Raw genomic sequence first — 25,936 nt, 5'->3', positions numbered from 1 at the left:
CACCGGCTGTTAGTGCTGTGGTTCCGGTGAACAGTTCGGTTATAATGACAGCATTTTTAAATCTTCATCCATTGCAAATTCGGCACTTCCGCCGACGGCAATGTCTTCATCAATTTGGGCGTACCATTCCGTGTCGCTCCAAATTTCAAATTTATTCAATTGCCCTACCAACATTAAACCTTTTTCTAATTTTGCGTGCTGGCGTAACGGGCCGCTTAATAAAATTCGACCTTGAGCATCCATTTCGCACTCGGTGGCATAACCAAGCATCACGCGTTGTAAACGACGGGCATTAGGATCAAAATTAGAAAGCGCGAGGAGTTTTTGTTCGATTTTTTCCCATTCGTCTAACGGATAAAGCAATAAACAGGGCTGACGAATATCAACGGTACAAACCATTTGTCCTTGATTTTTCTCAATAATTTCAGCGCGATAGCGGGTAGGAATCGCTACCCGCCCCTTTGAATCCAAATTTACCGCCGCTGCACCACGAAACATATTGAGAGAACCTTTAAAAAAATTAAATTTTTGGCAGAAATTACCACTATTCGCCACTTTCCACCACTTTTCGTAAGTTTATCGGTTGTCTAACCAACTTGCAAGCAATTCCATATGAAGGAAGCTAAATTTAAAAAACAAAAAAAAATCCTTGAGACTCTCAAGGATTTTCAGCATTCATTCACTTCATATCGAAGCGGAAATTTCAGTTTTTTAGGCGTTAATTTTTTGCCGTTCCAATGATAAACACGCCATGAATTTTGCCGTTGATTAGCAAAAGCCGCAAGATAAAAGGGCAATTCTTCGGTAAAAAATAATTCGCCCGAGGGGCAATAGTTCGAAAAAATTTGTTTCTTCAATGGAAAATGATGCACTTCCGATAATTTTACAATGCCTGCGCCTTGTGATTTCAGCACCGCTTCGCGTAAGCACCAACAGCGGTAAAACGCTGCTTCGGCATGTTCTTGCGCTTGAAACCAGGCTACTTCGTGGGGAGGCGAGAAATACGTCATTAAAGCAAGAAAATTGCGTGTTTTTGGAAATTCGATATCAATACCGACCACACTTTGCGTTTTTTCCGTTTTCAGTATCACCGCCACCCAATCGCCCGAATGACTCATATTAAAATCCAACATCTCAGCCGGAAAATAAGGGCGACCGCTTTCGGTACGGTGGATTTCGGATAACAACGAAGTCGGTTTTTCCGCGCGTTTTAATAGTTGCCACAATAAAAAATGAGCCAAACGGCGGCATTGATGACGTTGCTGTACGCGCGCATTACCTTCCGGCAAATGACGCAGCTTTTCCGGAACCAGCTCGTCGGGAACTTCATCAAAAGGGAAAGGTTGGCGAATATCGGCGTAGGCGATCAAAACGGTCATAGTGGATTTGAATAAATTTCACGTCGCGTCATTATAGTGACAAACCCTTCGCTCGCCAATATTAGCTAATTTTTCAGCGGATATTCGGGCTAATGAAAAATGAACGTCGCCAGAAGCACCGCATTGAAAAGCCGAATGATGCAAACAGCACCGCATTGAAAAGTCGAACGATGTAAATAGCACCGCATTGAAAGGGCGTGGCTGAGGTGTTGAATGCGGGCGGCTAAAAAGAAAGCCGACACCGTTTTTCATAAGTATGAGGTGAAAATTTAAACCGGAATTTGAACAAGGCTTGGTGAAGCCGATAAGAAATTAAAAAGGGGCGCGAAGCCCCATTCCATTGTTAATTGACAAAAATCAATCACACGATTATTTCAACAAATAAGCACGTAATTGCGCAAAATCATTCTCCATTTCATCGGAAAGTAACGGCAATTTGTTGTGTCTATCCAAGGCTTCCGGAAGCGGCAATTCCAAACCAAGAATGCGCTCGACCGATTCTTTAAATTTCGCCGGGTGCGCAGTACAAAGGAAAATACCGGTTTCACCCGCTTTGAGTTGATCTTTCAACACCTGATACGCAATTGCGCCGTGCGGTTCGCACACATAACCTTCGGCATACATTGCTTTTAAGGTTTCTTCCGTTTGCGCATCGGTCAACATACCGGAACCTAAATCTGCCAAATTCCAACCATTGCGCTTGAATAATTCTTCCACACGTGGCCAGTTGTTCGGACGGCTAACATCCATCGCATTAGAAAGCGTTGCGACCGTTGCTTTCGGCGCCCAATTTCCCGATTGCAAATAACGAGGCACCGTATCATTCGCGTTAGTCGAAGCGATAAAACGCTTGATCGGCAAACCTAAGGTTTTTGCAATTAAGCCGGCAGTTAAGTTACCGAAGTTGCCACTCGGCACGGAAACCACCAGGTTATCGCGTTTTTCTTTTGGTAACTGTGCTACGGCTTCAAAATAGTAACAAATTTGTGCCAGTAAACGGCTGATGTTGATGGAATTTGCTGAGTTCAAACCAATCGCTTCACGTAGTTCCGCATCATCAAAGGCTTGTTTAACCAGCGCTTGGCACGCATCAAAGTCACCGTTAATCGCCACGGTGCGAATATTACCGCCTAGGGTGCAAAACAATTTTTCTTGTAACGGACTGATTTTACCTTTTGGATACAAAATCACCACATTGATATTTTCTAAACCATAAAATGCATGCGCCACCGCCGCACCGGTATCGCCGGAGGTTGCCGTTAAAATCGTAATTTTGCCATCACCGCGCACTGCAGCAAGGGCTTGCGCCATAAAACGTCCGCCAAAATCTTTAAAGGCCAGCGTCGGGCCGTGGAATAATTCTAATGCGTAAATATTTTCTTCCACTTTTGCCAGTGGTGCAGGGAAAACAAATGCGTTTTTTACCATCGCATTGAGGGTTTCCGTTGGGATTTCATCACCGATAATCGCAGAAAGGATTTTTTGGCTGCGTTCAACGAGCGGGAGATCTAATAATTCATTGATGTTTTCTAGTTTCGGTAAGACTTCTGGGAAGAATAAGCCTTGATCTCTGCCGAGACCTTGACGGACGGCTTGGGAGAAGGAAACTTGTTCTTCGGGGTGTTTGATGTTGTATAGGTTCATGGTTGGTCCGTTTAGTTTGTTAATTTTGAATGTGGTTGTCTATTTTAAATATGATGTAATTTTTAAAATCGGGTTTCGCCGATGGCGACCTACTTTTTCTTTGCGTTGCCAAAGAAAAAGTAGGCAAAAAGAAAGGCAACCCTGCTTTGCCTTGTTTCCAGAAAAGCAGAAATTTGCTTCACGGAAATTTGCTGAACTCGCTACGCTCAAACAGACGCAAATTTCCTACAAATTTCTGCTTTTTCAGGCGGCAAAGAAGGGAACCCGTTTTGTTCTTTCTTCGATTTAAAGTGCGGTTGATTCCTGAAAGATTTTTTATCTAACCAATCCCCTCTTTAGCAAAGAGGGGTAAGGGGAGATTTGGCAGAAGTGAATCAACCTCATAAATGATTCAGAGCTATTAAAGCACTTCAAAACCAACCGCACTTTTCAAATAACGCGCTGATTAAATTGGGGCCCCATATAAATCGCCTTTGCGACTTTCAATTTTTAGGCAATTTGCGTCTGTCTGAGCGCAGCGAGTTCAGCAAATTGCCGTTAAGAAAATTGAAACAAAGCAAAGATCAGCGATTTAACTGGGGTGTGTTTCTTTTGCCTACTTTTCTTTACACAAGTAAAGAAAAGTAGGTCGCTCTTTCAAGAATTGAAAGAGCGAAACCCCAAACGCTCGTTATTTAATTTCTCTTGCCCCCTCATTATCCACCTTACACACATACACAAACCCCTCATTATTCTGCAAATAATGATTCTCTAAATAAGTAGCGAGTTTGGTTGCAGTCTGTAAATCCGGTGCGATGGAGAAAATCGTTGGTCCTGAACCGGAAATACCTGTTGCTAGCGCACCTAAATCACGGGTTGCCTGTTTGACTTCGGCATAATTTGGCAGTAGAGATTCACGGTAAGGTTCGGCGATCACGTCTTTCATCATAATGGCCGCGAGATTTTCTTGATGGGTGTGGCACGCGTGAACAAAACCGCCTAGATGGCGTCCATGCGCGATCACATCTTGGCGCGTGTAACTTTTCGGCAAAATCGCGCGGGCTTCGGCAGTAGAAACTTCAATGCCCGGATAGGCCAAAACCCAATACCAATTATCGAAAAAAGGCAATTTTTGGCAGATGTTACCGAGCGATTGCACCATAAATTGCACGCCGCCCAAATAACAAGGCGCCACGTTATCATAATGAATGGAGCCGGAAATACGCCCTTCCAATTCGCCCATCATTTCGAGCAATTCCATTTTGGAGAAAGGCTCGTCGTGGAACTGATTCAACGCCACTAATGCCGCCACAATAGAACAAGCACTTGAACCTAACCCCGAGCCGATTGGCATATTTTTTTCGAGGGTTAAACGCAACGGTTTGAGTTGTCCACCGCGTAATTTTAATTGCTCGCCAAATAACACATAAGCTTGATACACAATGTTTTTTTGCGGTTCTTTCGGTAATTTACGGACAAAATAGCCCGCACTTTCCAGTTCAAAACCGCCAGCGATAGATTCGATTTGAACCACATCGCCTAATAACGAGCCGTCAATCGGGGAAATCGCCGCCCCCAAAGTATCAAAGCCTACGCTGATGTTTGCGCTAGATGCCGGTGCATAAATTCTTAACATCGGAAGCCTCTATTAATGTCGGATTAATGTTGTAATGTTCTTAAAATATCAGCGAAGATGCCTGCAGCGGTCACCGCATTGCCTGCGCCGTAGCCGCGTAATAATAGCGGAATCGGTTGGTAATAGCGAGTGTAGAACGCCAGAGCATTTTCGCCATCTTTCACTTTGTAAAGCGGGTTATTTTGATCCACTGCAACGATAGACACGATACATTTGCCGTCACTGATTTGCCCTACGTAACGCAACACTTTGCCTTCCGCTTTAGCCGCGTCGACACGCGCTTTAAATTCTTCATCCAGCTGCGGCAACAGCGCCATAAATTCTTCGGTAGATTTACCTTCGGCAAAACCTTTCGGTAATACACCTTCGACTTCCACATCGGAAAGCTCAAGTTCAAGCCCCGCTTCACGCGCCAAAATTAACAACTTACGCGCTACATCCTGACCGGAAAGATCATCGCGCGGATCCGGTTCGGTAAAACCTTTTTCGCGCGCAAGTGCGGTTACTTCTGAAAGAGAAAGTCCTTCTTCCAATTTACCGAAAATGAAAGAAAGCGAGCCGGATAAAATTCCTTCAAAATGCTCTAATTCATCGCCTGCTGCCAGTAAGTTTTGCAGATTTTCAATCACCGGCAAACCTGCGCCCACATTGGTTTCATACAGAAATTTATGCTGACCGGCTTGAGCATTGCGACGTAATTCATGGTAATACGCCAACTCACGTGTGTTCGCTTTTTTGTTTGGTGTTACCACATGGAAACCTTCTTTTAACGCGCGCGCATAAAGCCCAGCAACAGATTCTGCCGATGTACAATCCACAAACACCGGATTCACCACATGATGCAACTTAATAAAAGAAAGTAACACATCGAAATCCGACGGTTGTGTCGCATTTTCCAAATCAGTTTTCCAATCGTCCAAATTCAAGCCGTTTTCATCCAGCAACATCCGATTAGAATTGGCGATGGCGCAAACGCGAATTTCAACGTCCTTCTTCGCCAAGTACTCCTTTTGGCGTTTAATTTGTTCGATTAATTCCGCGCCGACGCCACCGACGCCAACTAAAAACATATCTACCACTTTCTTTTTATTAAAAAGCGCTTGGTGTGTCGCTTTCACGGCTTCAATGGCTTTATTTTGCGGCACCACAGCGGAAATGGAACGTTCGCTGGAACCTTGCGCAATCGCCACAATGCTGATATTTGCTTGCGCCAAAGCAGAGAAAAAACGCGCCGCAATGCCTTTGGCTTCCTTCATTCCGTCGCCGACAACCGAAATAATCGACATATCTTTAATTACATCAATCGGCTCTAACTGATGTTCATTTAGCTCGTCGGCGAACTCGCTTTCCAGCACCGCTTTGGCCGCTTCGGCGGATTTCACCGGCACACAGAAACTAATGCTATATTCGGAAGAAGATTGAGTAATTAAAATCACCGAAATGCCGGCGCTCGACATCGCAGAAAACACGCGCGACGCCATACCCACCATGCCTTGCATACCCGGGCCGGACACATTAAACATCGCCAAGTTATCTAAGTTAGTGATACCTTTTACTTGCAAACCTTCCGATTTTACATTGCCGTCGATAATCGAGCCGGGCGCCGACGGATTACCGGTATTTTTAATCACGCAAGGAATTTTTTGCGGTAGTAACGGGCCGATGGTGCGCGGGTGAATCACTTTTGCACCGAAATAAGAAAGCTCCATCGCTTCGCGATAAGAAAGGCTTGGCAATAAACGGGCATCCGGCACCAAACGCGGATCGCAAGTATAAACGCCGTCCACATCCGTCCAAATTTCACACACGCTCGCGCCCAAACAAGCAGCTAAACAAGCGGCGGAATAGTCAGAACCATTACGACCAAGCAACACAAGCTCACCGTTTTCATTACCTGCGGTAAAGCCTGCCATCAGCACCACTTTATCTTTTGCAATGCTTGCCGCATCCATACGCTTAGTGGATTCCACAATTTCTACGGAAGATTCCAAATAACCGCCTTTCGCCAATAATTGTTTCACCGGATCCACAATATGCACGCTATAACCACGGGCTTCAAACCAAGCTTTCATCATCGCGATAGATAATTTTTCGCCGCGACAATCAATGGTCGCTTTCACCGCATCGCTCACCTTGCCGGCTTGGCGAATTTCTTCCAATAAATCTTTAATTTGCGCGAATTCAGCGTCAACCAGAGCCTTTGTGCCAGCAAGATCAAATTTGTTATTTTCGGCATATAATCCGTTGATAATGTTATAGAAAATATCGATGGCTTCGTTGAAATGGGAATCGGTAGGTTGATTTAAAGCGGCTTTTTCGGAAAGGGCGACGAGATGATTGGTGATTTTCGCCGGTGCCGATAATACGCCGGCCGCCTGTTCTTCCAAATGAGCCCGCTCGATCAGTTTCGCCGCTTGGGAAAAACGTTCCGGATTGGCCAGCGAAGTACCGCCGAATTTTAATACGCGCATAATTGATTCTCCTAGATATTGTGTTCTTAAAATGATCAAAAAAACCCGCATTCAAGTGAATTGCGGGTTTTCGATATTCTGTTTTTTATGCACTAACCCGCGCCATTGAGCATCGTCATGGTAATGATGGTCGTAATGGTTACGGCGAGAGTGCGTTGGTTTTTCATCTTATTGTTGCTGTAAAAAAGAATGCGCTTAGAAATACCGAAAATCCAAGGGCTTGTCAAACGGAAAATCCGCAAATCGGGAGAAATTTTCTCAAGCCAAAAGATTTCGTGTAAACTGAGTGCATTTTTTTGAAGGAGCAGCCAATGAATATTCAACAAAACGTACTGCGCATTCAGCACCGCATTGAAGCCGCTTGCCAACAGGCGGGACGCGCCTCCAATACGGTTCGATTACTGGCAGTGTCTAAAACTAAATCGGTTGCCGAGATTAGCACCGCATTCGAGGCGGGCCAAAGTGCATTCGGCGAAAATTACGTTCAAGAAGGCGTGGATAAAATTCAATATTTCCAAGCGCAAGGCCTTCAATTGGAATGGCATTTTATCGGCCCGCTACAATCCAACAAAACCCGTTTGGTCGCGGAACATTTCGATTGGATGCAAACCTTAGAGCGCGCCAAAATTGCCGACCGCTTAAATGAACAACGCCCCGCCGACAAAGCGCCGCTAAATGTTTTGATTCAAATTAACATTAGCGATGAAGAAACCAAATCGGGTATTTCGCCGCACGAAATGTTGAATTTGGCAAAACACATCGAAAATCTACCGCACTTGCGTCTGCGTGGCTTAATGGCAATTCCCGCACCGACGGAAAATATTGCCGAACAAGAAAGCGAATTCAAAAAAATGGCAGCGTTATTTGAACAACTAAAACAGGCGTTCCCCGCCCAGCCAATCGATACGCTTTCCATGGGCATGACGGACGATATGCCAAGCGCCATCAAATGCGGCTCCACCATGGTGCGCATCGGCACAGCCATTTTTGGCGCACGAGATTATGCACAAAAATAATTTGCTAAAACAAAAACGCCGACAGAAGTCGGCGTTTTTTTACGAATGAATTAAAGCACCTCAATCGCCTTATACTGCTCACGAATTTTTTCTAATCCGGATTGGTATTCGGCTTGTTTTTCGCGTTCTTTGGCGATAACCGCTTCCGGGGCTTTGGCGACGAAGGCTTCGTTGCTGAGTTTGTTTTCGATGCGTTTAACTTCGTTTTGATATTTTTCAATCTCTTTGGTCAAACGGGCAAGTTCGGCTTCTTTATTAATGAAACCTGCCATCGGCACGAGGATTTCGGTGTTGCCGACTAACTTCGCTACAGCCAACGGTGCTTGTTCGCCCTCTTTAAGCACGCTGACGTTGTCTAACTTCGCCATGGCTTGTAAAAGTGCGGTCTGTTTTTCCAGTATTTTTTGCTCATCAACCGGAATATTACGGAATAACAGATCGAGGCCTTTGCTTGGAGCAATGTTGCTCTCAGCACGGATGTTACGCACGGCAACAATCACGTCTTTGAGCCAATTGATCTCTGTTTCCGCCTCGGCATCAAAGGCATTTTCTTCCACGCGTGGGAAAGATTGCAACATAATGCTGTCTGCAATAATTCCAACGAACTCTTTCACTTTTTGCCAAATTTCTTCAGTAATAAATGGCATGAGCGGATGTGCTAAACGTAATAATTTTTCTAACACATGAACCAAGGTTTGGCTTGCTGCGCGAATTTGCGCTGCGTTGCCGTTGGCAAACACCGGTTTGGTGAGTTCCAAATACCAGTCGCAGAATTGGTTCCAAGTGAATTCATAAATCGCATTGGCGCAAAGGTCGAAACGGTATTGGCTTAATGCACTGCGGAACGTTTCTACTGTGCGATTGAATTCGGATTGAATCCAACGGTCTGCCACGGAGAATTCAATTTCGCCTTGGCTTAAATCTAATTTTTCATTGGTAAGAACGAAACGGCTTGCATTCCACAATTTATTACAGAAGTTACGGTAGCCTTCTAAGCGTTTCATATCCCAGTTGATGTCACGACCGTTTGAAGCCAATGCGGCTAATGTGAAACGCAATGCGTCTGTACCGTGAGCTGTAATACCCTCAGCAAATTCTTTGCGCGTTGCTTTAGCTATTTTCTCTGCTAATTGCGGCTGCATCATGTTGCCAGTGCGTTTTTCAAGTAAATCTTCAAGGCTGATGCCGTCAATCATATCGATTGGATCAAGCACGTTGCCTTTTGATTTCGACATTTTTTGGCCTTGCTCATCACGGATTAAGCCTGTTACGTACACGGTTTTGAATGGCACTTGCGGTTTGCCGTTTCCATCTTTTACAAAGTGCATCGTAAACATAATCATACGCGCAACCCAGAAGAAGATGATGTCGAAGCCTGTGATTAACACATCCGTTGGGTGGAACATTTTGAGTTCTTTGGTTTGCTCCGGCCAACCTAAGGTGGAGAACGTCCACAAGCCTGATGAGAACCATGTATCTAACACGTCTTCGTCTTGTTTGAGTTCCACCGCAGAATCTAAGCCATATTTTGACCGCACTTCTGCTTCGTTACGCGCGACATAAACGTTGCCTTCCGCGTCATACCACGCCGGAATGCGGTGCCCCCACCAAAGTTGGCGAGAAATACACCAATCTTGAATATCGCGCATCCAAGAGAAATAAAGGTTTTCATATTGTTTCGGCACGAATTGGATTTCACCGTCTTCCACCGCTTTAATCGCCACATCAGCAAGCGGTTTCACGCTCACATACCATTGGTCGGTTAACATCGGCTCGATTGGCACGCCACCACGGTCGCCATAAGGCACTTTCAAATCATGCGGTTTGATTTCGTCTAATAAACCCAGCGCTTCAAAATCTGCCACGATTTTCTTACGGGCAGCGAAACGCTCTAAGCCACGGTAATCCGCAGGAATCATCGCTTCATAGCCGGCAAGCGGTTTACCATCGGTACCGATAATTTCCGCTTCATCACGAATATCTGCGTTTAAGGTTAACACGTTAACCATCGGCAAGCTGTGGCGTTTGCCCACTTCATAGTCGTTAAAGTCGTGCGCAGGGGTGATTTTCACCACGCCCGTACCGAATTCACGATCTACATATTCATCGGCAATAATCGGAATTTCACGATTAGCCAATGGCAGAACTACGGTTTTGCCGATTAAAGATTGATAACGCTCATCTTCCGGATGCACCGCCACCGCTGTATCGCCCAACATGGTTTCCGGACGCGTAGTTGCCACCACTAAATAATCTTTGCCATCTGTCGTTTTTGCACCGTTGGCTAATGGATAGCGGAAATGCCAAAGGGAACCTTTGCTCTCTTTGTTTTCTACTTCTAAATCAGAAATCGCAGTGTGAAGTTTTGGATCCCAGTTCACCAAGCGTTTGCCACGGTAAATCAACCCTTCTTCGTGCAAGCGAACAAACACTTCTTTTACCGCATTAGATAACCCCTCGTCCATGGTGAAACGCTCACGTTCCCAGTCGATGGAGTTACCTAAACGGCGCATTTGTTGGCTGATTGTACCGCCTGAATAGGCTTTCCAATCCCAAATTTTGTTGATAAACGCTTCACGACCATAATCGTGGCGAGTTTTGCCTTCTTCAGCCGCAATTTTACGCTCCACCACCATTTGGGTGGCGATACCCGCATGGTCTGTCCCTGCTTGCCATAAGGTGTTATGCCCTTCCATACGGTTAAAACGGATTAATGTATCCATTAAGGTCTGTTGGAAAGCGTGCCCCATGTGTAGGGAACCTGTGACGTTCGGTGGCGGAATTGCAATGCAATAGCTCGGCGCGTTTTCATTTTCAGACGGTTTAAAATAACCACTCTCTTCCCAATGTTGATAAAGGGCTTGCTCTACCGCAGACGGATTAAAACGATCTGCCATTTCGAATTTTTGTGTCATTTATATCTTCTCTTTTTGTAGGGTGGGCTTTAGCCCACCAAATTAAATAAACATGGTGGGCTAAAGCCCACCCTACGAAACTTTATTTTGCATAACCTACGATTTTTTCCGTACCATCCGGATAATGTTCGACAATGCGTCCATCACGTTTTTGAAACGTGATGACTTCGTGGTTCATTTTTTCTTTCATCCAAGCTGAAAATAGCACCTTAAGTTGTTTTTGCTGTTGAATAATCTTTTCACGTTCGGTCATCCGTTATCTCCTTACGCTAAACTAAACCTTCTCTTTTTGTAGGATGGGCTTTAGCCCACCAAATTAAATAAACATGGTGGGCTAAAGCCCACCCTACGGAACTTTTAATTCCTATCACTCAACATTTTCCGTCGAAAGCAGCCACCCTTGCATACGCAATTGTTTATAACGTTCTCGCGCTTGCACCTTTTGCTCTTCTTCGGCGGGAACAAAATCAATCAGTTGAGTAAAAACGTGAATAAACTCGGGCAACTCGCGCTGCAAATTAATCAACAAATCACGTCGTTGCGCATTGCGTTTGCCTTTCCAACTAATTTCAATCGGCGTGACATATTGTGTCGCTTCGCCCGACAAATTATGCGGCACAAATTCGTCCGGATCACGCTGCCACAGCGCTTCGTCAATATCCAGCGCTTGTCGCTCGGTTTCACAGGCAATCAAAACGCGCTTCCCTAAACGCCAAGCCGAAGCGGCTAAATCGCAGGCCAGTTGTTCCATACCGAGCGAACTCTGCTCTGTCAGAATATAAAACCGCGCATTTTTCACCATTTTCGCCTCAATTTTGCCAAGTTAAAAACTGCAAAATTCTACCGAAAAACACGATGAAAATAAATGCCCTAAGTCCAAAAGCATAAGTCCAAAAGCCTATCTCTCTGCCCTCAACGGAAGAATCCGTTTTTTAAAACGTCGTCCGCTCCTCTGATTATTTTCCGCGCTTTAATCTGCCGCTTTGACCTTCTTCATTTTTCAGATAAGCTACTCGACATTTCGTTTTCAATAAAAGGGCATAAAAATGTTAGAACAAATGGGCAAACAAGCCAAAGAGGCCGCGTTTATTTTGGTGCAATTAAGCACAGCACAGAAAAATCATGCGTTGGCAGTGATCGCCGAGCAACTGGAAACACAAGCCGACCGCATCTTGGCAGAAAATAACAAAGATATTGAAGCGGCGCGACAAAACGGCTTGTCCGAAGCCTTAATCGATCGCCTGTTACTGACGTCGCAACGTTTGCAAGGCATCGCCAACGATGTGCGGCACGTCATTTCGCTTACCGATCCGGTGGGCAAAATTATCGATGGCGGCACCTTAGACAGCGGTTTGAAAATCGAACGCGTACGCACTCCCCTCGGCGTTATCGGCGTCATTTACGAAGCGCGCCCGAACGTCACCATTGATGTCGCCAGCCTATGTTTGAAAACCGGCAATGCGGTGCTGTTACGCGGCGGCAAAGAAACCCGACATTCTAACCAAATTTTAGTCGAGGTCGTGCAAAACGCCTTACAACAAGCAGGCCTACCAAAATTCGCCGTGCAAGCCATTAGCGATCCAAACCGCGATCTCGTAATGCAATTATTAAAACTTGATCGCTACGTTGATATGATCATTCCGCGCGGCGGCGCAGGCTTACACGAACTTTGCAAACAACACGCCAGCATTCCGGTCATTGTTGGCGGCGTGGGCGTTTGCCATACCTTCGTGGAACAAAGCGCCGATCAAAACAAAGCGGTTTTGCTGATCGATAATGCCAAAACCCAACGTCCTAGCACCTGCAACACCTTAGAAACGCTTTTAGTGCAAGCTTCTATCGCCGCACAATTTCTGCCGAAACTGGTTGCACATTTAGCGCCGAAAAAGGTGAAATACCACGCTGCATCGGGCACCGCATTGAACGTGCTGAAACAAGCGGGCGCAGACGTAACCGAAGTCACCGAAAATCAATTGCACGCAGAATGGGGTTCGCCGGATTTGAACGTAGTCGTGGTAAACGACATCAACGAAGCAATCGCGCATATCCGTCGATATGGCACGCAACATTCCGAATGCATTTTAACCGCTTCGCAAAACTTGGCCCGTCAATTCGTCAATCAAGTGGACGCGGCGGCGGTTTATGTGAACGCCAGCACGCGTTTCACTGACGGCGGACAATTCGGCTTGGGCGCAGAAGTGGCGGTCAGCACACAAAAACTGCACGCTCGCGGTCCAATGGGTCTGGAAGCGCTCACCAGTTACAAATGGGTGTGCGAGGGCGATTACAGCATTCGTGCCTAACCAAATTTCCGCGACTTCCCCAAATAGCACCGCATTGAACCTAGTCTCAATGCACTTAGCCTCAATGCGCTTAGCCTCAATGCGGTGCCAATTCAAAGGTTCAATTCAAGCAAAATTAAATCAAAATATACGATTAGCTTTCAGGAGCATTTATGAAAAAACTCATCACGTTACTTATTATAATCGGCATCTTAATCGGCACGGCGGCGGTGCAACCTTCGGCGACTTCAGAAACCGCCGATGACGGCAAGCGCAATATAGTGGTCGAGATTGTGGCGAAATATTTTCCCTTTGAAGCGGAAGAACTTGCCGCTTGGTACGACAAAAATACCGTCTATGCCGACAATCCAACGGACGAGGCAATCCGCTTCAAATTAGACGATCAGGAAATCAACCTTGCCGCGCATCAAACGCAAAAACTCATTTTGGCACCGGGCAAACATCGCTTACAACTGGCCGACGGCAAAATCGTCGAACTAGAACAAAACCAAGCGAATAATCGCTCCATTTTAAACCCGACCGCATCGCCTTATATATTTTGGAAAACCGTTTACGGTTCAACGAATTTGCCGCTGGAATATCATCAAATCAGCTATAACGGCACGATTTACGAAGGCCCTTTTGAAGTAAGCAACGATTATTTTATTCGCCGTTCAGGCAATCTGCCTTGGCGCTTTGGCTTGGACGAACCAATTCCGGATACAGTGGCAGTGAATAATGATCGACAAAACTATCATTTAATTTTCAGCAAAGCCTATCGTTTGGCGGATTTTGTGAAGGCCTATCCGGTGTTGATGCGGCAATAAGTAAAAATAACTAAGAGAAAAGGTTGCCTTGTAAAGTGCAACCTTTTTGTTTTTTGGAATCGGGTTTCGCTCATTTTGTTACTTTTCTTTGCTCAAGCAAAGCAAAAGGAGGCAAAAAGAAAACGCGCCCGACTAAACGCCTTCCCCCATAACAAAAAATCGCTCGGTGATGCTTGCCAGGCGATTTTTATATTCTTTAGATAAAAAAAGTGCGGTGGATTCGGAAATCCGCCGCACTTTGGTTCAGTTTAGAAAGTTACGTTTCTTATTTACATCGCATTACCATTGGTAACCGACACCAACGGAGCCGGTGTAATCACCTTGGGTATTCGAGCTACCGGTGATCTTCAAGACGACTTTACCGTTGTCACTTGCACGGGAGTAACCCACCGCAATTGCGTTAGTGCCGCGATAAGAACCGGCAGCTGCAGCAATCATGGATTTACCCGGCATATAAACTTGCGGAATACCCGCCGTCGCAACCGCTCCTGCAATACCGCCACGTGCTTTCTTATCAACTTTATTCAAATCACGAGCAAGTTGATTTACACGATTCGCCAAGCCCGGAACTGCTCCGGAATTGCGCAATGCATTATCCACATAAGCTTTATTCACCGCATCGGTAGGTGCTGTTGCATTACCTACGTTTTGAATGCGGTTGCCGCCCATGTTCACGGTGGTATTGGCTTGAACGTTCATCGTACCGCTAATGTTTGTGGTACCGCTCAAGTTAGTCGTACCGCTCACAGTGAGATCGTTGGTGGTCACACTGTTCACATTGATATTGCGCGCCAAGGCCATGGTTACATTTCGACCGCTTTGTGTGATCTCAATGTTATCGCCCGCCGTGAAGGTCACGAGTTTATTCGTTGCATTCACGTTCACCACGCTAGAACCGGACGCAATACCTGTACCCGTTGCATTGGTGGTCAATTCCCAACCGGCGTTCGCAGCATTCAATGCTTGGTTCGCGGTGGCATTTGCCGTATTTGCAGTGGTATTGGCAGTGTTCGCCGTTGCATTAGCCGTATTCGCCGTTGTGTTCGCTGCATTTGCAGTGGAGTTCGCGGCAAAGGCGGTGCTATTCGCCACATTCGCAGTGCTGTTTGCAGCATTCGCTGTGCTATTAGCCGCGTGAGCTGTGCTGTTCGCGTAGTTAGCTGTGCTGTTAGCTACCAATGCGGTGCTGTTGGCGTAGTTCGCTGTGGAGTTCGCTACGTTAGCCGTACTGTTGGCTGCATTCGCTGTGCTGTTAGCCGCGTGAGCAGTGCTGTTCGCTACCAATGCGGTGCTGTTCGCGTAGTTCGCTGTGGAGTTGGCTACGTTGGCAGTGCTGTTGGCTGCGTTGGCAGTTGAGTTAGCTGCGTGAGCAGTGCTATTCGCGTAGTTAGCCGTGCTGTTTGCTACCAATGCGGTGCTATTTGCATAGTTCGCAGTGGAGTTGGCTACGTTCGCAGTGCTGTTGGCTGCATTCGCTGTGCTGTTAGCCGCGTGAGCTGTGCTGTTTGCGTAGTTCGCAGTGCTGTTTGCTACCAATGCGGTGCTATTTGCGTAGTTCGCTGTGGAGTTCGCTACGTTGGCAGTGCTGTTGGCTGCATTTGCAGTGGAGTTAGCAGTGTTAGCTGTGCTGTTAGCCGCCAATGCGGTGCTATTTGCATAGTTCGCTGTGCTATTCGCTACCAATGCGGTGCTGTTGGCGTAGTTCGCTGTAGAGTTGGCTACGTTAGCGGTGCTGTTGGCTGCATTTGCAGTGCTGTTTGCTGCGTGAGCTGTGCTGTTTGCTACCAATGCGGTGCTATTTGCATAGTTCGCTGTGGAGTTAGCAACGTTAGCTGTGCTATTGGCTGCATTAGCAGTGCTATTGGCTGCGTGAGCTGTGCTGTTCGCGTAGTTCGCTGTGCTGTTCGCTACCAATGCGGTGCTATTTGCATAGTTCGCTGTTGAGTTAGCAACGTTCGCTGTGCTGTTGGCTGCGTTAGCGGTGCTATTGGCTGCATTTGCTGTGCTATTAGCTACGTGAGCAGTGCTGTTCGCGTAGTTAGCGGTGCTATTTGCTACCAATGCGGTGCTATTTGCATAGTTCGCTGTGGAGTTAGCAACGTTAGCTGTGCTGTTAGCTGCGTTAGCAGTTGAGTTAGCCGCGTGAGCAGTGCTATTTGCGTAGTTCGCTGTGGAGTTAGCAACGTTCGCAGTACTGTTGGCTGCGTTGGCTGTGCTGTTAGCCGCGTGAGCTGTGCTGTTCGCGTAGTTCGCTGTGCTATTTGCTACCAATGCGGTGCTGTTGGCGTAGTTCGCTGTAGAGTTCGCTACGTTAGCTGTGCTATTGGCTGCGTTGGCTGTGCTATTAGCCGCGTGAGCTGTGCTGTTCGCGTAGTTAGCAGTGCTGTTTGCTACCAATGCGGTGCTATTTGCGTAGTTCGCTGTTGAGTTCGCTACGTTGGCAGTGCTATTGGCTGCATTTGCTGTGCTATTCGCTGCATGAGCTGTGCTATTCGCGTAGTTAGCGGTGCTGTTTGCTACCAATGCGGTGCTGTTCGCGTAGTTCGCTGTGGAGTTCGCTACGTTGGCAGTACTGTTGGCTGCGTTAGCAGTTGAGTTAGCCGCGTGAGCAGTGCTGTTCGCGTAGTTAGCGGTGCTATTTGCTACCAATGCGGTGCTGTTCGCGTAGTTCGCTGTGGAGTTGGCTACGTTAGCGGTGCTGTTGGCTGCATTTGCAGTGCTATTCGCTGCGTGAGCTGTGCTATTCGCGTAGTTAGCGGTGCTGTTTGCTACCAATGCGGTGCTATTTGCGTAGTTCGCTGTGGAGTTAGCAACGTTAGCTGTGCTGTTAGCCGCGTTAGCAGTTGAGTTAGCCGCGTGAGCAGTGCTGTTAGCGTAGTTAGCAGTGCTATTTGCTACCAATGCGGTGCTATTTGCATAGTTCGCTGTGCTATTCGCTACCAATGCGGTGCTGTTTGCGTAGTTAGCAGTGCTGTTTGCTACCAATGCGGTGCTATTTGCGTAGTTCGCTGTGGAGTTCGCTACGTTGGCAGTGCTGTTGGCTGCATTTGCTGTGCTATTAGCCGCGTGAGCTGTGCTGTTTGCATAGTTCGCTGTGCTATTCGCTACCAATGCGGTGCTATTTGCGTAGTTCGCTGTTGAGTTCGCTACGTTGGCAGTGCTGTTCGCTGCATTCGCTGTGCTATTAGCCGCGTGAGCTGTGCTATTCGCGTAGTTAGCCGTGCTGTTGGCTACCAATGCGGTGCTGTTGGCGTAGTTCGCTGTTGAGTTGGCTACGTTAGCGGTGCTATTGGCTGCGTTGGCTGTGCTATTAGCCGCGTGAGCAGTGCTATTCGCGTAGTTCGCGGTGCTATTCGCTACCAATGCGGTGCTGTTCGCGTAGTTCGCTGTAGAGTTCGCTACATTCGCTGTGCTGTTTGCAGCATTCGCTGTGCTATTAGCTGCGTGAGCAGTGCTGTTCGCGTAGTTCGCAGTGCTATTCGCTACCAATGCGGTGCTATTTGCATAGTTCGCAGTGGAGTTAGCAACGTTCGCTGTACTGTTTGCAGCATTCGCTGTGCTATTAGCTGCGTGAGCTGTGCTATTCGCATAGTTCGCAGTGCTATTTGCTACCAATGCGGTGCTGTTGGCGTAGTTCGCTGTGGAGTTGGCTACGTTGGCAGTGCTGTTGGCTGCGTTGGCAGTTGAGTTAGCTGCGTGAGCAGTGCTATTCGCGTAGTTAGCGGTGCTGTTTGCTACCAATGCGGTGCTGTTGGCGTAGTTCGCTGTGGAGTTCGCTACGTTAGCGGTGCTATTGGCTGCATTTGCTGTGCTATTAGCCGCGTGAGCTGTGCTGTTCGCTACCAATGCGGTGCTATTTGCATAGTTTGCAGTGGAGTTCGCTACGTTCGCTGTGCTGTTGGCTGCATTTGCAGTGCTATTTGCTGCGTGAGCTGTGCTGTTCGCATAGTTCGCTGTGCTATTCGCTACCAATGCGGTGCTGTTGGCGTAGTTCGCAGTGGAGTTAGCAACGTTAGCTGTGCTGTTAGCCGCGTTAGCTGTGCTGTTAGCCGCGTGAGCTGTGCTGTTCGCATAGTTCGCAGTGCTGTTCGCTACCAATGCGGTGCTGTTGGCGTAGTTCGCTGTGGAGTTCGCTACGTTGGCTGTGCTATTGGCTGCATTAGCGGTGCTGTTCGCTGCATGAGCCGTGCTGTTCGCGTAGTTAGCGGTGCTATTTGCTACCAATGCGGTGCTGTTGGCGTAGTTCGCTGTGGAGTTGGCTACGTTGGCAGTGCTGTTTGCAGCATTTGCTGTGCTATTGGCTGCATTAGCAGTTGAGTTAGCTGCGTGAGCTGTGCTGTTTGCGTAGTTAGCGGTGCTGTTTGCTACCAATGCGGTGCTGTTGGCGTAGTTCGCTGTGGAGTTGGCTACGTTAGCAGTGCTGTTGGCTGTGTTGGCTGTGCTGTTAGCTGCATTCGCTGTGCTGTTCGCTGCGTTAGCAGTTGAGTTAGCTGCGTGAGCAGTGCTATTCGCGTAGTTAGCGGTGCTGTTAGCCACTAATGCGGTGCTGTTTGCATAGTTCGCTGTGGAGTTAGCAACGTTAGCTGTGCTATTGGCTGCATTTGCAGTTGAGTTAGCCGCGTGAGCAGTGCTATTCGCATAGTTCGCAGTGGAGTTAGCAACGTTAGCGGTGCTATTAGCCGCGTTAGCAGTTGAGTTAGCCGCGTGAGCAGTGCTGTTGGCGTAGTTCGCGGTGCTGTTTGCTACCAATGCGGTGCTGTTGGCGTAGTTCGCTGTGGAGTTCGCTACGTTGGCAGTTGAGTTAGCTGCGTTGGCTGTGCTGTTGGCTGCATTAGCGGTGCTGTTAGCCGCATGAGCTGTGCTGTTGGCTGCATTAGCGGTGCTGTTAGCCGCGTGAGCTGTGCTGTTCGCGTAGTTAGCCGTGCTGTTCGCTACCAATGCGGTGCTGTTTGCGTAGTTGGCTGTTGAGTTCGCTACGTTGGCAGTGCTGTTGGCTGCGTTGGCAGTGCTGTTAGCTGCGTTCGCAGTTGAGTTAGCCGCATGAGCAGTGCTGTTCGCGTAGTTCGCTGTGCTATTCGCTACGTTGGCAGTACTGTTGGCTGCGTTAGCGGTGCTATTGGCTACGTTAGCAGTTGAGTTAGCCGCGTGAGCTGTGCTATTCGCGTAGTTAGCGGTGCTGTTTGCTACCAATGCGGTGCTATTTGCATAGTTCGCAGTGGAGTTAGCAACGTTAGCTGTGCTGTTAGCCGCGTTAGCTGTGCTGTTGGCTGCGTTAGCTGTGCTATTCGCTGCGTGAGCTGTGCTGTTTGCGTAGTTCGCAGTGCTGTTTGCTACCAATGCAGTGCTATTTGCGTAGTTCGCTGTGGAGTTGGCTACGTTAGCGGTGCTGTTGGCTGCGTTAGCTGTGCTGTTCGCGTAATTCGCTGTGCTGTTTGCATAGTTCGCTGTGCTGTTGGCTACCAATGCGGTGCTATTTGCGTAGTTCGCTGTGGAGTTGGCTACGTTGGCAGTGCTATTGGCTGCGTTGGCTGTGCTGTTAGCTACCAATGCGGTGCTATTTGCGTAGTTCGCTGTGGAGTTCGCTACGTTAGCGGTGCTATTGGCTGCATTTGCAGTGGAGTTAGCAGTGTTAGCTGTGCTGTTGGCTGCATTTGCAGTGGAGTTAGCTGCGGTCGCTGTGCTGTTTGCGTTGTTAGCGGTTGTGTTGGCTAAGTTTGCGGTGCTGTTTGCTGTGTTCGCGGTTGTGTTCGCTGCGTTTGCAGTTGAGTTCGCTGCTGTCGCGGTGCTGTTGGCGGCCAATGCGGTGCTGTTCGCGGCGTTCGCTGTGGAGTTCGCGGCGTTGGCAGTGCTGTTGGCGGCTTTGGCTTCGGTGGTGGCGTTGTAGGCCACTTGAGCGACGGCGTAGAGTTGGCTGCCGTTTACGGCGTCAGTCGAAGTATTGCTCAGAAGACCGGCCGCGACGTTTTGGATGCGGCGTTCGGAGCCGGCTGCGCCGACGCTAACCACGCCTGCCGGGGTGCCGCCTGCGAAGCTCAGGGTGATGGCGCCCGGGCCGCTGCCGAGGGTTTCGGAGGTGTATGCGCTGAGGCCTTTGGTGCTGCTGCCGGCGGCGACGTAGGCGCTGTTGGAGCCTAAGAAGACGGAGTTGTTGGTCGTCGTGCTGATGTCGTTACCGAGTGCAAATACGCCGGTTTGGCCTGCGGCTAAGGTGTTGTTGTTACCCACGCTGTAGGACGCGTTAGCATTGATGACGCTTGGGTCACCGAATGCGCCGGAATTGTGGCCGTGGACTTGGTTGCCTACGCCGATTCCGATGGATTGGTTGCCGGTGACGTTGGAGGCATTACCGATGGAAATTGAGGCTTCGCCGGTGGCATTGGCAGCGTAGCCTTGGGCGATGGAATAGTTGGCGGTAGCGTTACTTCTCACACCGAATGCAAGTGAAGCATCACCTTTAGCTGTAGATGCATAACCTAAACTGGTTGCACCGAGTCCGGTTGCATTCGCTTGCGCGCCGACGGCAGTGGCTGCTTGCTCATTAGCATAAGCGCCCGAACCGAACGCAATTGAATTTGTACCATCTGCACGAGCCCCAAACCCAAATGCATAAGCCGATGCATTAGTTGCTGCTGCCTGTACGCCTAGCGCGTAAGAATTTTGTCCTGTAGCAATTGCATTTTCGCCAAGCGCTACAGCGGCTGCATGCGAAGCATTGGCTTGATAACCAATAGCTACGGAATGACATCCCGTAGCTACCGATTCATCACCAACAGCAATGGCGGCCTCGTCGGAAGCTTTTGCTTTATAGCCTTGAGCGATGGCATAACGACCCGCAGCGGTGGCATTGTTACCTATTGCAAGTGTTGATTCATTACTTGAATTTGAGGCATTACCGATGGCGATAGAGTCCTTGTAGGAAGTCGAAGAAAGATTACCTAGGGCAATGGAGGATTCGCCGGCGGCATTGGCCATGAAGCCTTGGGCGATGGAGGATTCGCCGGCAGCGTTGGCAGCCGGACCTAACGCCATGGAATAGTTGCCGGAAGCGGAGGAGCCAGCAACTAGCGCCGTGGAATAATGACCTTTCGCATTTGCGGCATTACCAATTGCTATTGCTCCTGTGCCTGAGGCATTCGCGTTTTCTACCAAGGCTAGTGCATTAACCCCTTCTGCCCGCGTAAAACGTCCAATCGCTACACTTACACATCCTGAAGCGTTAGCCTTATAACCCATTGCAACCGAGGCTTCATTAGAAGCGGAAGCATCGTAGCCTTGGGCTATAGAATTCACTCCGCTGGCAGTAGCATTAGAACCAAGCGCAATAGATTGGTTGCCGGTTACATTAGCATTCGCACCAATCGCAATTGAATCGATACCTACTGCGCCACTACCATCACGGTTGCCGGCAGCAGTCGAATTCACGCCGAAATATTTCACGGAGTTTTTGCTGACGTTGTAGAGTTGCGCACCGGTTACTGCATCGGTGGAGTTTTCGGACACGAGGCCTTCGGCGACGCCTTGGATGCGGCGGCGTTCGTTGGCGCTGATGTTGCCGACGGAAATCACGCCGACGGTGCCTGTGCCGCTTAAGCCGGCGGTGGTGTTGCTGTCGGCGGCGGTGTAGGCGGTATTGGAGCCGAGGAAGACGGAGTTGCTGGCGGTGTTTTTGATGTCGTTACCGAGTGCAAATACGCCGGTTTGGCCTGCGGCTAAGGTGTTGTTGTTACCCACGCTGTAGGACGCGTTGGCGTTGATGACGCTTGGGTCACCGAATGCACCGGAGTTGTGGCCGTGGACTTGGTTGCCCACGCCGATACCGATGGATTGGTTGCCGGTGACGTTGGACATGTTACCGATAGAAATAGATTCTTGGCCGGAAGATTGAGCGCCATAACCTTGGGCGATGGATTGGTTGCCAATAGCTTTAGCAGCTGTACCTACTGCAATAGAGTCATGACCAATAGCGTACGAGCCCGCGCCTTGTGCGATAGATTGGTTTCCGGAGGCGTTTGAATAGGTGCCTATTGCGCTAGCATGGAAAGCAGATGCGCTTGCATTGAAGCCCATCGCCAACGCGCCTATGTGAGAAGCATTTGAGCCATAACCTACAGCCAATGCAGTTGAACCTTTCCCGTCTGATTTGGCGTAATTACCAATTGCTATGGCGTAAGTTCCTCGCGCACTTGCGTTTACCCCCATTGCCATAGTGTTACAACCTTGTGCTAAAGCAGAAGAGCCTAATGCAATAGCATCACTTCCCAATGCCTGAGAGGAAGCACCGATAGCGGTGGTCCTCACACCGGTGGCATTGCTCATGTAGCCAATGGCCATAGAGGCTGCATCATAGGCCATGGCCTTGTAGCCTTGAGCAAAGGCATAGCCACCTGTAGCATTGGCTTGTGTGCCGATGGCAAGTGCGTCTCGGGCGGCTGCGCGAGATTGGTTACCGATGGCGATGGAGCTGTCGGCCAATGCGAAGGCTGTTGTACCGATTGAAGTCGAATGATTGCCCGCCGCATAGGAAACGCAACCTAATGCAATTGCCCCTTCTCCGGAAGCTTGAGCCTGATAACCCACTGCTGTGGAGGATTTTGCTGTAGCATTTGACATTCTTCCCAACGCCGTTGCGCTTTCTGCTAATGCTTTGGCATTCGTACCCAAGGCGACTGAGGCACTTCCATGTGCTCTAGATAGCGAACCAATGGAAAGAGCAGCTGCGTTGGAAGCTTCTGCGCCCCAACCAATTGCATAAGCATTTATGCCTGAAGCATTTGCATCAAAACCTATTGCATAAGCTTGGTCTGCTAAAGCTTTGGCTTTAAAACCGATTGCCGTGCCTAAGGAAGCATTAGCTGTGGCTTCATTACCAATTGCAATAGCGGACGAATTAAGTGACGATGTGGAGGTATTATGTCCAATGGCAATGGAATAAGAACCTGCGGAAATGGCATTTGAACCAATAGCGATGGCTTCTGAGCCTGTCGCGCCGCTACCGTCGCGGTTGCCCGCCATTGTTGAACATACACCGAAATATTTCGAGCCACTGGCATTAGCCATGGCGGCGTAGAGTTGGGCGCCGTTGACGGCGTCGGTGGATTGGTTGCTGATTAAGCCTTCAGCGACGCCTTGGATACGGCGGGTTTGGCCGGCGGTGTTATTACCGACGGAGATGACGCCGACGACGTTGTTACTTGAACCGGACGCCATGCTATTGATACCAAGGGTGGTGGTGTTGTTGCGTGCGGTGAATTGCGTGTTGGAGCCTAAGAACACGGAATTATTCGTCGTCGTGGTGATGTCATTACCAAACGCGAATACATCCTTTAAGCCGGAGGCTAAGGTGTTGTTGTTACCGACGCTGTAAGAGGCGTTGGCGTCGATGATGCTTGGATCACCGAAGGCGCCGGAGTTGTGACCGTGGACTTGGTTACCCACGCCGATTCCGATGGATTGGTAGCCGGTGACGTTGGACATGTAGCCTTGCGCGATGGAGTAGTCGCCGGTGGCATTAGATGAAGTACCTAATGCGAAAGCTTGATAACCTGATGAGTTAGCCAAGGAACCTAATGCATAAGAGCCATCGCGGTACGCCTTGGCTTGAGTACCGATGGCATAGGCGCTCAATCCTAATGCTTTGGCTTCCCTACCCATTGCATAAGAATTTTGTTCGGCAACCCATGCGCGCATACCGATTGCAAAACTGTTTGTCGCCGAAACCGTTGTGTAAGCACCTTCCCCCATTGCATAAGAGCCATCAGCCGATGTGCTGGCGTTATGGCCCATCGCATAACTGTCTGCGTTGTTTGACATTGCGCTCGTACCAATCGCAACGGAACTATTTCTGTAAGCTTGTGAGAAGTTACCGATGGCGATGGAGGATACGCCGGAGGCGTTAGATGAGAAGCCCTGCGCGATGGAATAGTTGGCGGAGGCGTTGGAAAAAGCACCTTGGGTGATGGCAGCATAAGCGCTTGCATTTGCTGACATACCGGTTGCAATAGCAAAATCACTCTTGGCATTAGAATTCATCCCCATTGCAATACTACCTATTCCACTAGAGTTACTCACCATACCAAATGTTAATGCATAACGTCCACTTGCATTGGATTCCCAACCTATTGCAACCGATCCTTGAGCGTGAGTTCTTGCGCGTTGGCCCATTGCAATACTATTTTCACCATATGCCATTACGCCTGTACCAATACCTAGAGCAGCACGTTCATTCGCTTTCGCATTACCACCTATCGCAATCGCATTCGTTTGATTCGCAAGTGCATTATCACCGATAGCCATATCTGCACTATTAGTTGCAGTAGCCCCTGTTCCACAGACAACATTAGCTTCGGCGACCGGAGCGGTTAAGGTTGCGATGGTAACAACGGCACTTCCCAAGACAAAGGCGCCGCTGCCGAGCTTACCGAGATGCAGCAAGCCTTTGCTTGGCGCGTTCAATGCGGTGCTCTCCGCGGTGCTCGTGGCGGAGGCTTTTACGTGTCCGCGCGCGAGTTCGGATACGACAACCCAAGCTTGTTGGGCAGCGTTCCAGACAATTTTGTATATTTTGTTCATTAAAATACTCCATTGTGGGTTGTGATTTTGGGCTTGCGCCCGTTGAAGAAATTTCTTGTTATGAGTTCTCGGTTGGGTGAGAGCTCATAAGAAGAGGGTTGGGTTCTTCGTTAATTAGTATCGGGGTTCGATTTAACATCGGGTTTCGCCCGATGGGCGACCTACTTTTTCTTTGCTCGTGCAAAGTAAAAGTAGGCAAAAAGAAAGCACGCCCGACTAAGCCGCTTTTTCCTTATTCCGAGGGCATTTTTTTGACGCTAAATTTGCAACTCGCTGCGCTCAGACAGAGCAAATTTAGCTAAAAATGCCCTCGGAATAAGGGCGGCTTACACGGGATTTCGTTCTTTCTCCGTTGCGCTGTTTGTTTTTTTTAAATTTGCCTTTGGGGCGGTTTATACGGGGACTTCCGTTCTTTCTCCGTTGCGCTCCGTTGGCGTTACTTTTCTAAAAATGCGCCCAAAAAATGGGCGGTTTATACGGGACTCCGTTCTTTCTCTGCTCCGCTATTTGTTCTTTTTTTGGGGCGGGGAGTCCGTTTTTTCTCCGCTTTCAATGCGGTGCTGTTTTGTACTTTCGTTGTATGGCGCTCTATGAGCGCGGTTTGGGTTTGCCGTCAGTTGGCTTTGTGAATGCCGTCTAAGTCATTTAGACGGGGGTGTGAATAAAAAAACACACTGCCCGGCGGGAGACCCGCAAAGGTGGAACCGGCCGGGGCGTGCGTGCGGGGTGCTGGCGAGCCTCAGTCGGGTGGGCAGTGAGGATGTGAAATTGGGTGTGGCGGCAAGCTGCGGCGGATAAATTGTGCGCGGTGAGGCGTGCCGTTGGGTGTTTCAATGTAGTGCTGAATGCGGTGCTGTTTTGATGGTGCGTTTTTGCTAGCGATTTGCGTGCTGCGTTGAATACGTTGGATAGTTTTTGTGCAACAGTGAATAAAATACGCGCCACCGGGTGTTTCAATGCGGTGCTGTTTTGGGTGTGCGTTGGGTGTGTTTTGTGGGCCGCGGTGGTAATTGGGGCGGCGGTTGTGTTTGGGGTTAGTTGCTGTAGCGCAATACGAATGCGAAGTGCGTGCGTGCGTGCGTGCGTGCGTGCGTGCGTGCGTGCGTGCGTGCGTGCGTGCGTGCGTGCGTGCGTGCGTGCGTGCGTGCGTTTTTCATGGTAATGGCCTTTGGGTTGGGTGTCTAGGATAAATTTGGGGGATTATAGGTTTTTTTTGGG

At 48.8% G+C, this 25,936-nt stretch carries 12 protein-coding genes; 3 read left to right on the top strand and 9 right to left on the bottom strand.

The window, feature by feature from the left end:
• Window positions 1-39 precede the first annotated feature (39 nt).
• The 5 genes from mraZ to thrA all read right to left on the bottom strand — a co-directional run bounded on the left by mraZ (window position 40) and on the right by thrA (window position 7,109).
• Window positions 40-498, bottom strand: coding sequence for a division/cell wall cluster transcriptional repressor MraZ (gene mraZ / locus AB3F25_RS02600; RefSeq protein ID WP_373603962.1), 459 nt, complete (start codon window positions 496-498; stop codon window positions 40-42).
• A 170-nt stretch (window positions 499-668) separates the two neighbouring features.
• Window positions 669-1,379 (bottom strand): 4'-phosphopantetheinyl transferase superfamily protein, encoded by a 711-nt coding sequence (locus AB3F25_RS02595; protein WP_373603961.1) that lies wholly within the window; start codon window positions 1,377-1,379, stop codon window positions 669-671.
• A 369-nt stretch (window positions 1,380-1,748) separates the two neighbouring features.
• Window positions 1,749-3,023 carry a threonine synthase gene (gene thrC, locus AB3F25_RS02590; RefSeq protein WP_373603960.1) on the bottom strand — a complete coding sequence of 425 codons (1,275 nt, stop codon included), beginning with the start codon at window positions 3,021-3,023 and terminating at the stop codon, window positions 1,749-1,751.
• A gap of 670 nt (window positions 3,024-3,693) precedes the next feature.
• Window positions 3,694-4,638, bottom strand: a complete 945-nt coding sequence (thrB, locus tag AB3F25_RS02585) for a homoserine kinase (RefSeq protein WP_373603959.1) — start codon at window positions 4,636-4,638, stop codon at window positions 3,694-3,696.
• Between the two features lie 23 nt (window positions 4,639-4,661).
• Complete coding sequence (gene thrA / locus AB3F25_RS02580) at window positions 4,662-7,109, bottom strand: bifunctional aspartate kinase/homoserine dehydrogenase I (RefSeq protein ID WP_373603958.1); 2,448 nt, start codon at window positions 7,107-7,109, stop codon at window positions 4,662-4,664.
• A gap of 311 nt (window positions 7,110-7,420) precedes the next feature.
• Here thrA and AB3F25_RS02575 point away from each other — a divergent pair, with 311 nt between their 5' ends.
• Window positions 7,421-8,125 carry a YggS family pyridoxal phosphate-dependent enzyme gene (locus AB3F25_RS02575; protein ID WP_373603957.1) on the top strand — a complete coding sequence of 235 codons (705 nt, stop codon included), beginning with the start codon at window positions 7,421-7,423 and terminating at the stop codon, window positions 8,123-8,125.
• Window positions 8,126-8,175: 50 nt separating this feature from the next.
• Here AB3F25_RS02575 and AB3F25_RS02570 read toward each other — a convergent pair whose 3' ends face one another.
• The 3 genes from AB3F25_RS02570 to AB3F25_RS02560 form a co-directional block, all read right to left on the bottom strand.
• Entirely contained in the window at window positions 8,176-11,040 is a 2,865-nt protein-coding gene (locus AB3F25_RS02570) for a valine--tRNA ligase (RefSeq protein WP_373603956.1), read from the bottom strand.
• Window positions 11,041-11,122: 82 nt separating this feature from the next.
• On the bottom strand, window positions 11,123-11,293 hold the full coding sequence (locus tag AB3F25_RS02565) for a hypothetical protein (RefSeq protein WP_373603955.1): 171 nt from the start codon (window positions 11,291-11,293) through the stop codon (window positions 11,123-11,125).
• A gap of 114 nt (window positions 11,294-11,407) precedes the next feature.
• A complete protein-coding gene (locus tag AB3F25_RS02560) occupies window positions 11,408-11,842 on the bottom strand; it encodes a DNA polymerase III subunit chi (RefSeq protein ID WP_373603954.1) in 435 nt (144 codons plus the stop codon).
• Between the two features lie 244 nt (window positions 11,843-12,086).
• Between AB3F25_RS02560 and proA the strand changes: the two genes are divergently transcribed.
• Entirely contained in the window at window positions 12,087-13,343 is a 1,257-nt protein-coding gene (gene proA / locus AB3F25_RS02555; protein WP_373603953.1) for a glutamate-5-semialdehyde dehydrogenase, read from the top strand.
• Between the two features lie 152 nt (window positions 13,344-13,495).
• Window positions 13,496-14,149 (top strand): hypothetical protein, encoded by a 654-nt coding sequence (locus tag AB3F25_RS02550; protein ID WP_373603952.1) that lies wholly within the window; start codon window positions 13,496-13,498, stop codon window positions 14,147-14,149.
• Between the two features lie 279 nt (window positions 14,150-14,428).
• Here the strand turns inward: AB3F25_RS02550 and AB3F25_RS02545 are convergent, their stop codons facing one another.
• Complete coding sequence (locus AB3F25_RS02545) at window positions 14,429-24,718, bottom strand: hypothetical protein (RefSeq protein WP_373603951.1); 10,290 nt, start codon at window positions 24,716-24,718, stop codon at window positions 14,429-14,431.
• Window positions 24,719-25,936 lie beyond the last annotated feature (1,218 nt).

This window comes from Aggregatibacter sp. HMT-949, assembly GCF_041734645.1.
Classification (GTDB): Bacteria; Pseudomonadota; Gammaproteobacteria; order Enterobacterales; family Pasteurellaceae; genus Rodentibacter.
The sequence above is the reverse complement of the archived record's forward strand: the minus strand, read 5'-3'. Positions and strand labels throughout refer to the sequence as shown.

Excerpts from the sequence above, each read along its gene's own strand:
- AB3F25_RS02575 (WP_373603957.1), top strand. The coding sequence starts at position 7,421 with ATGAATATTCAACAAAACGTACTGCGCATTCAGCACCGCATTGAAGCC.
- proA (WP_373603953.1), top strand. The coding sequence starts at position 12,087 with ATGTTAGAACAAATGGGCAAACAAGCCAAAGAGGCCGCGTTTATTTTG.
- mraZ (WP_373603962.1), bottom strand. The coding sequence starts at position 498 with ATGTTTCGTGGTGCAGCGGCGGTAAATTTGGATTCAAAGGGGCGGGTA.
- AB3F25_RS02570 (WP_373603956.1), bottom strand. The coding sequence starts at position 11,040 with ATGACACAAAAATTCGAAATGGCAGATCGTTTTAATCCGTCTGCGGTA.
- thrA (WP_373603958.1), bottom strand. The coding sequence starts at position 7,109 with ATGCGCGTATTAAAATTCGGCGGTACTTCGCTGGCCAATCCGGAACGT.
- thrC (WP_373603960.1), bottom strand. The coding sequence starts at position 3,023 with ATGAACCTATACAACATCAAACACCCCGAAGAACAAGTTTCCTTCTCC.
- AB3F25_RS02565 (WP_373603955.1), bottom strand. The coding sequence starts at position 11,293 with ATGACCGAACGTGAAAAGATTATTCAACAGCAAAAACAACTTAAGGTG.
- AB3F25_RS02545 (WP_373603951.1), bottom strand. The coding sequence starts at position 24,718 with ATGAACAAAATATACAAAATTGTCTGGAACGCTGCCCAACAAGCTTGG.
- AB3F25_RS02560 (WP_373603954.1), bottom strand. The coding sequence starts at position 11,842 with ATGGTGAAAAATGCGCGGTTTTATATTCTGACAGAGCAGAGTTCGCTC.
- thrB (WP_373603959.1), bottom strand. The coding sequence starts at position 4,638 with ATGTTAAGAATTTATGCACCGGCATCTAGCGCAAACATCAGCGTAGGC.
- AB3F25_RS02595 (WP_373603961.1), bottom strand. The coding sequence starts at position 1,379 with ATGACCGTTTTGATCGCCTACGCCGATATTCGCCAACCTTTCCCTTTT.
- AB3F25_RS02550 (WP_373603952.1), top strand. The coding sequence starts at position 13,496 with ATGAAAAAACTCATCACGTTACTTATTATAATCGGCATCTTAATCGGC.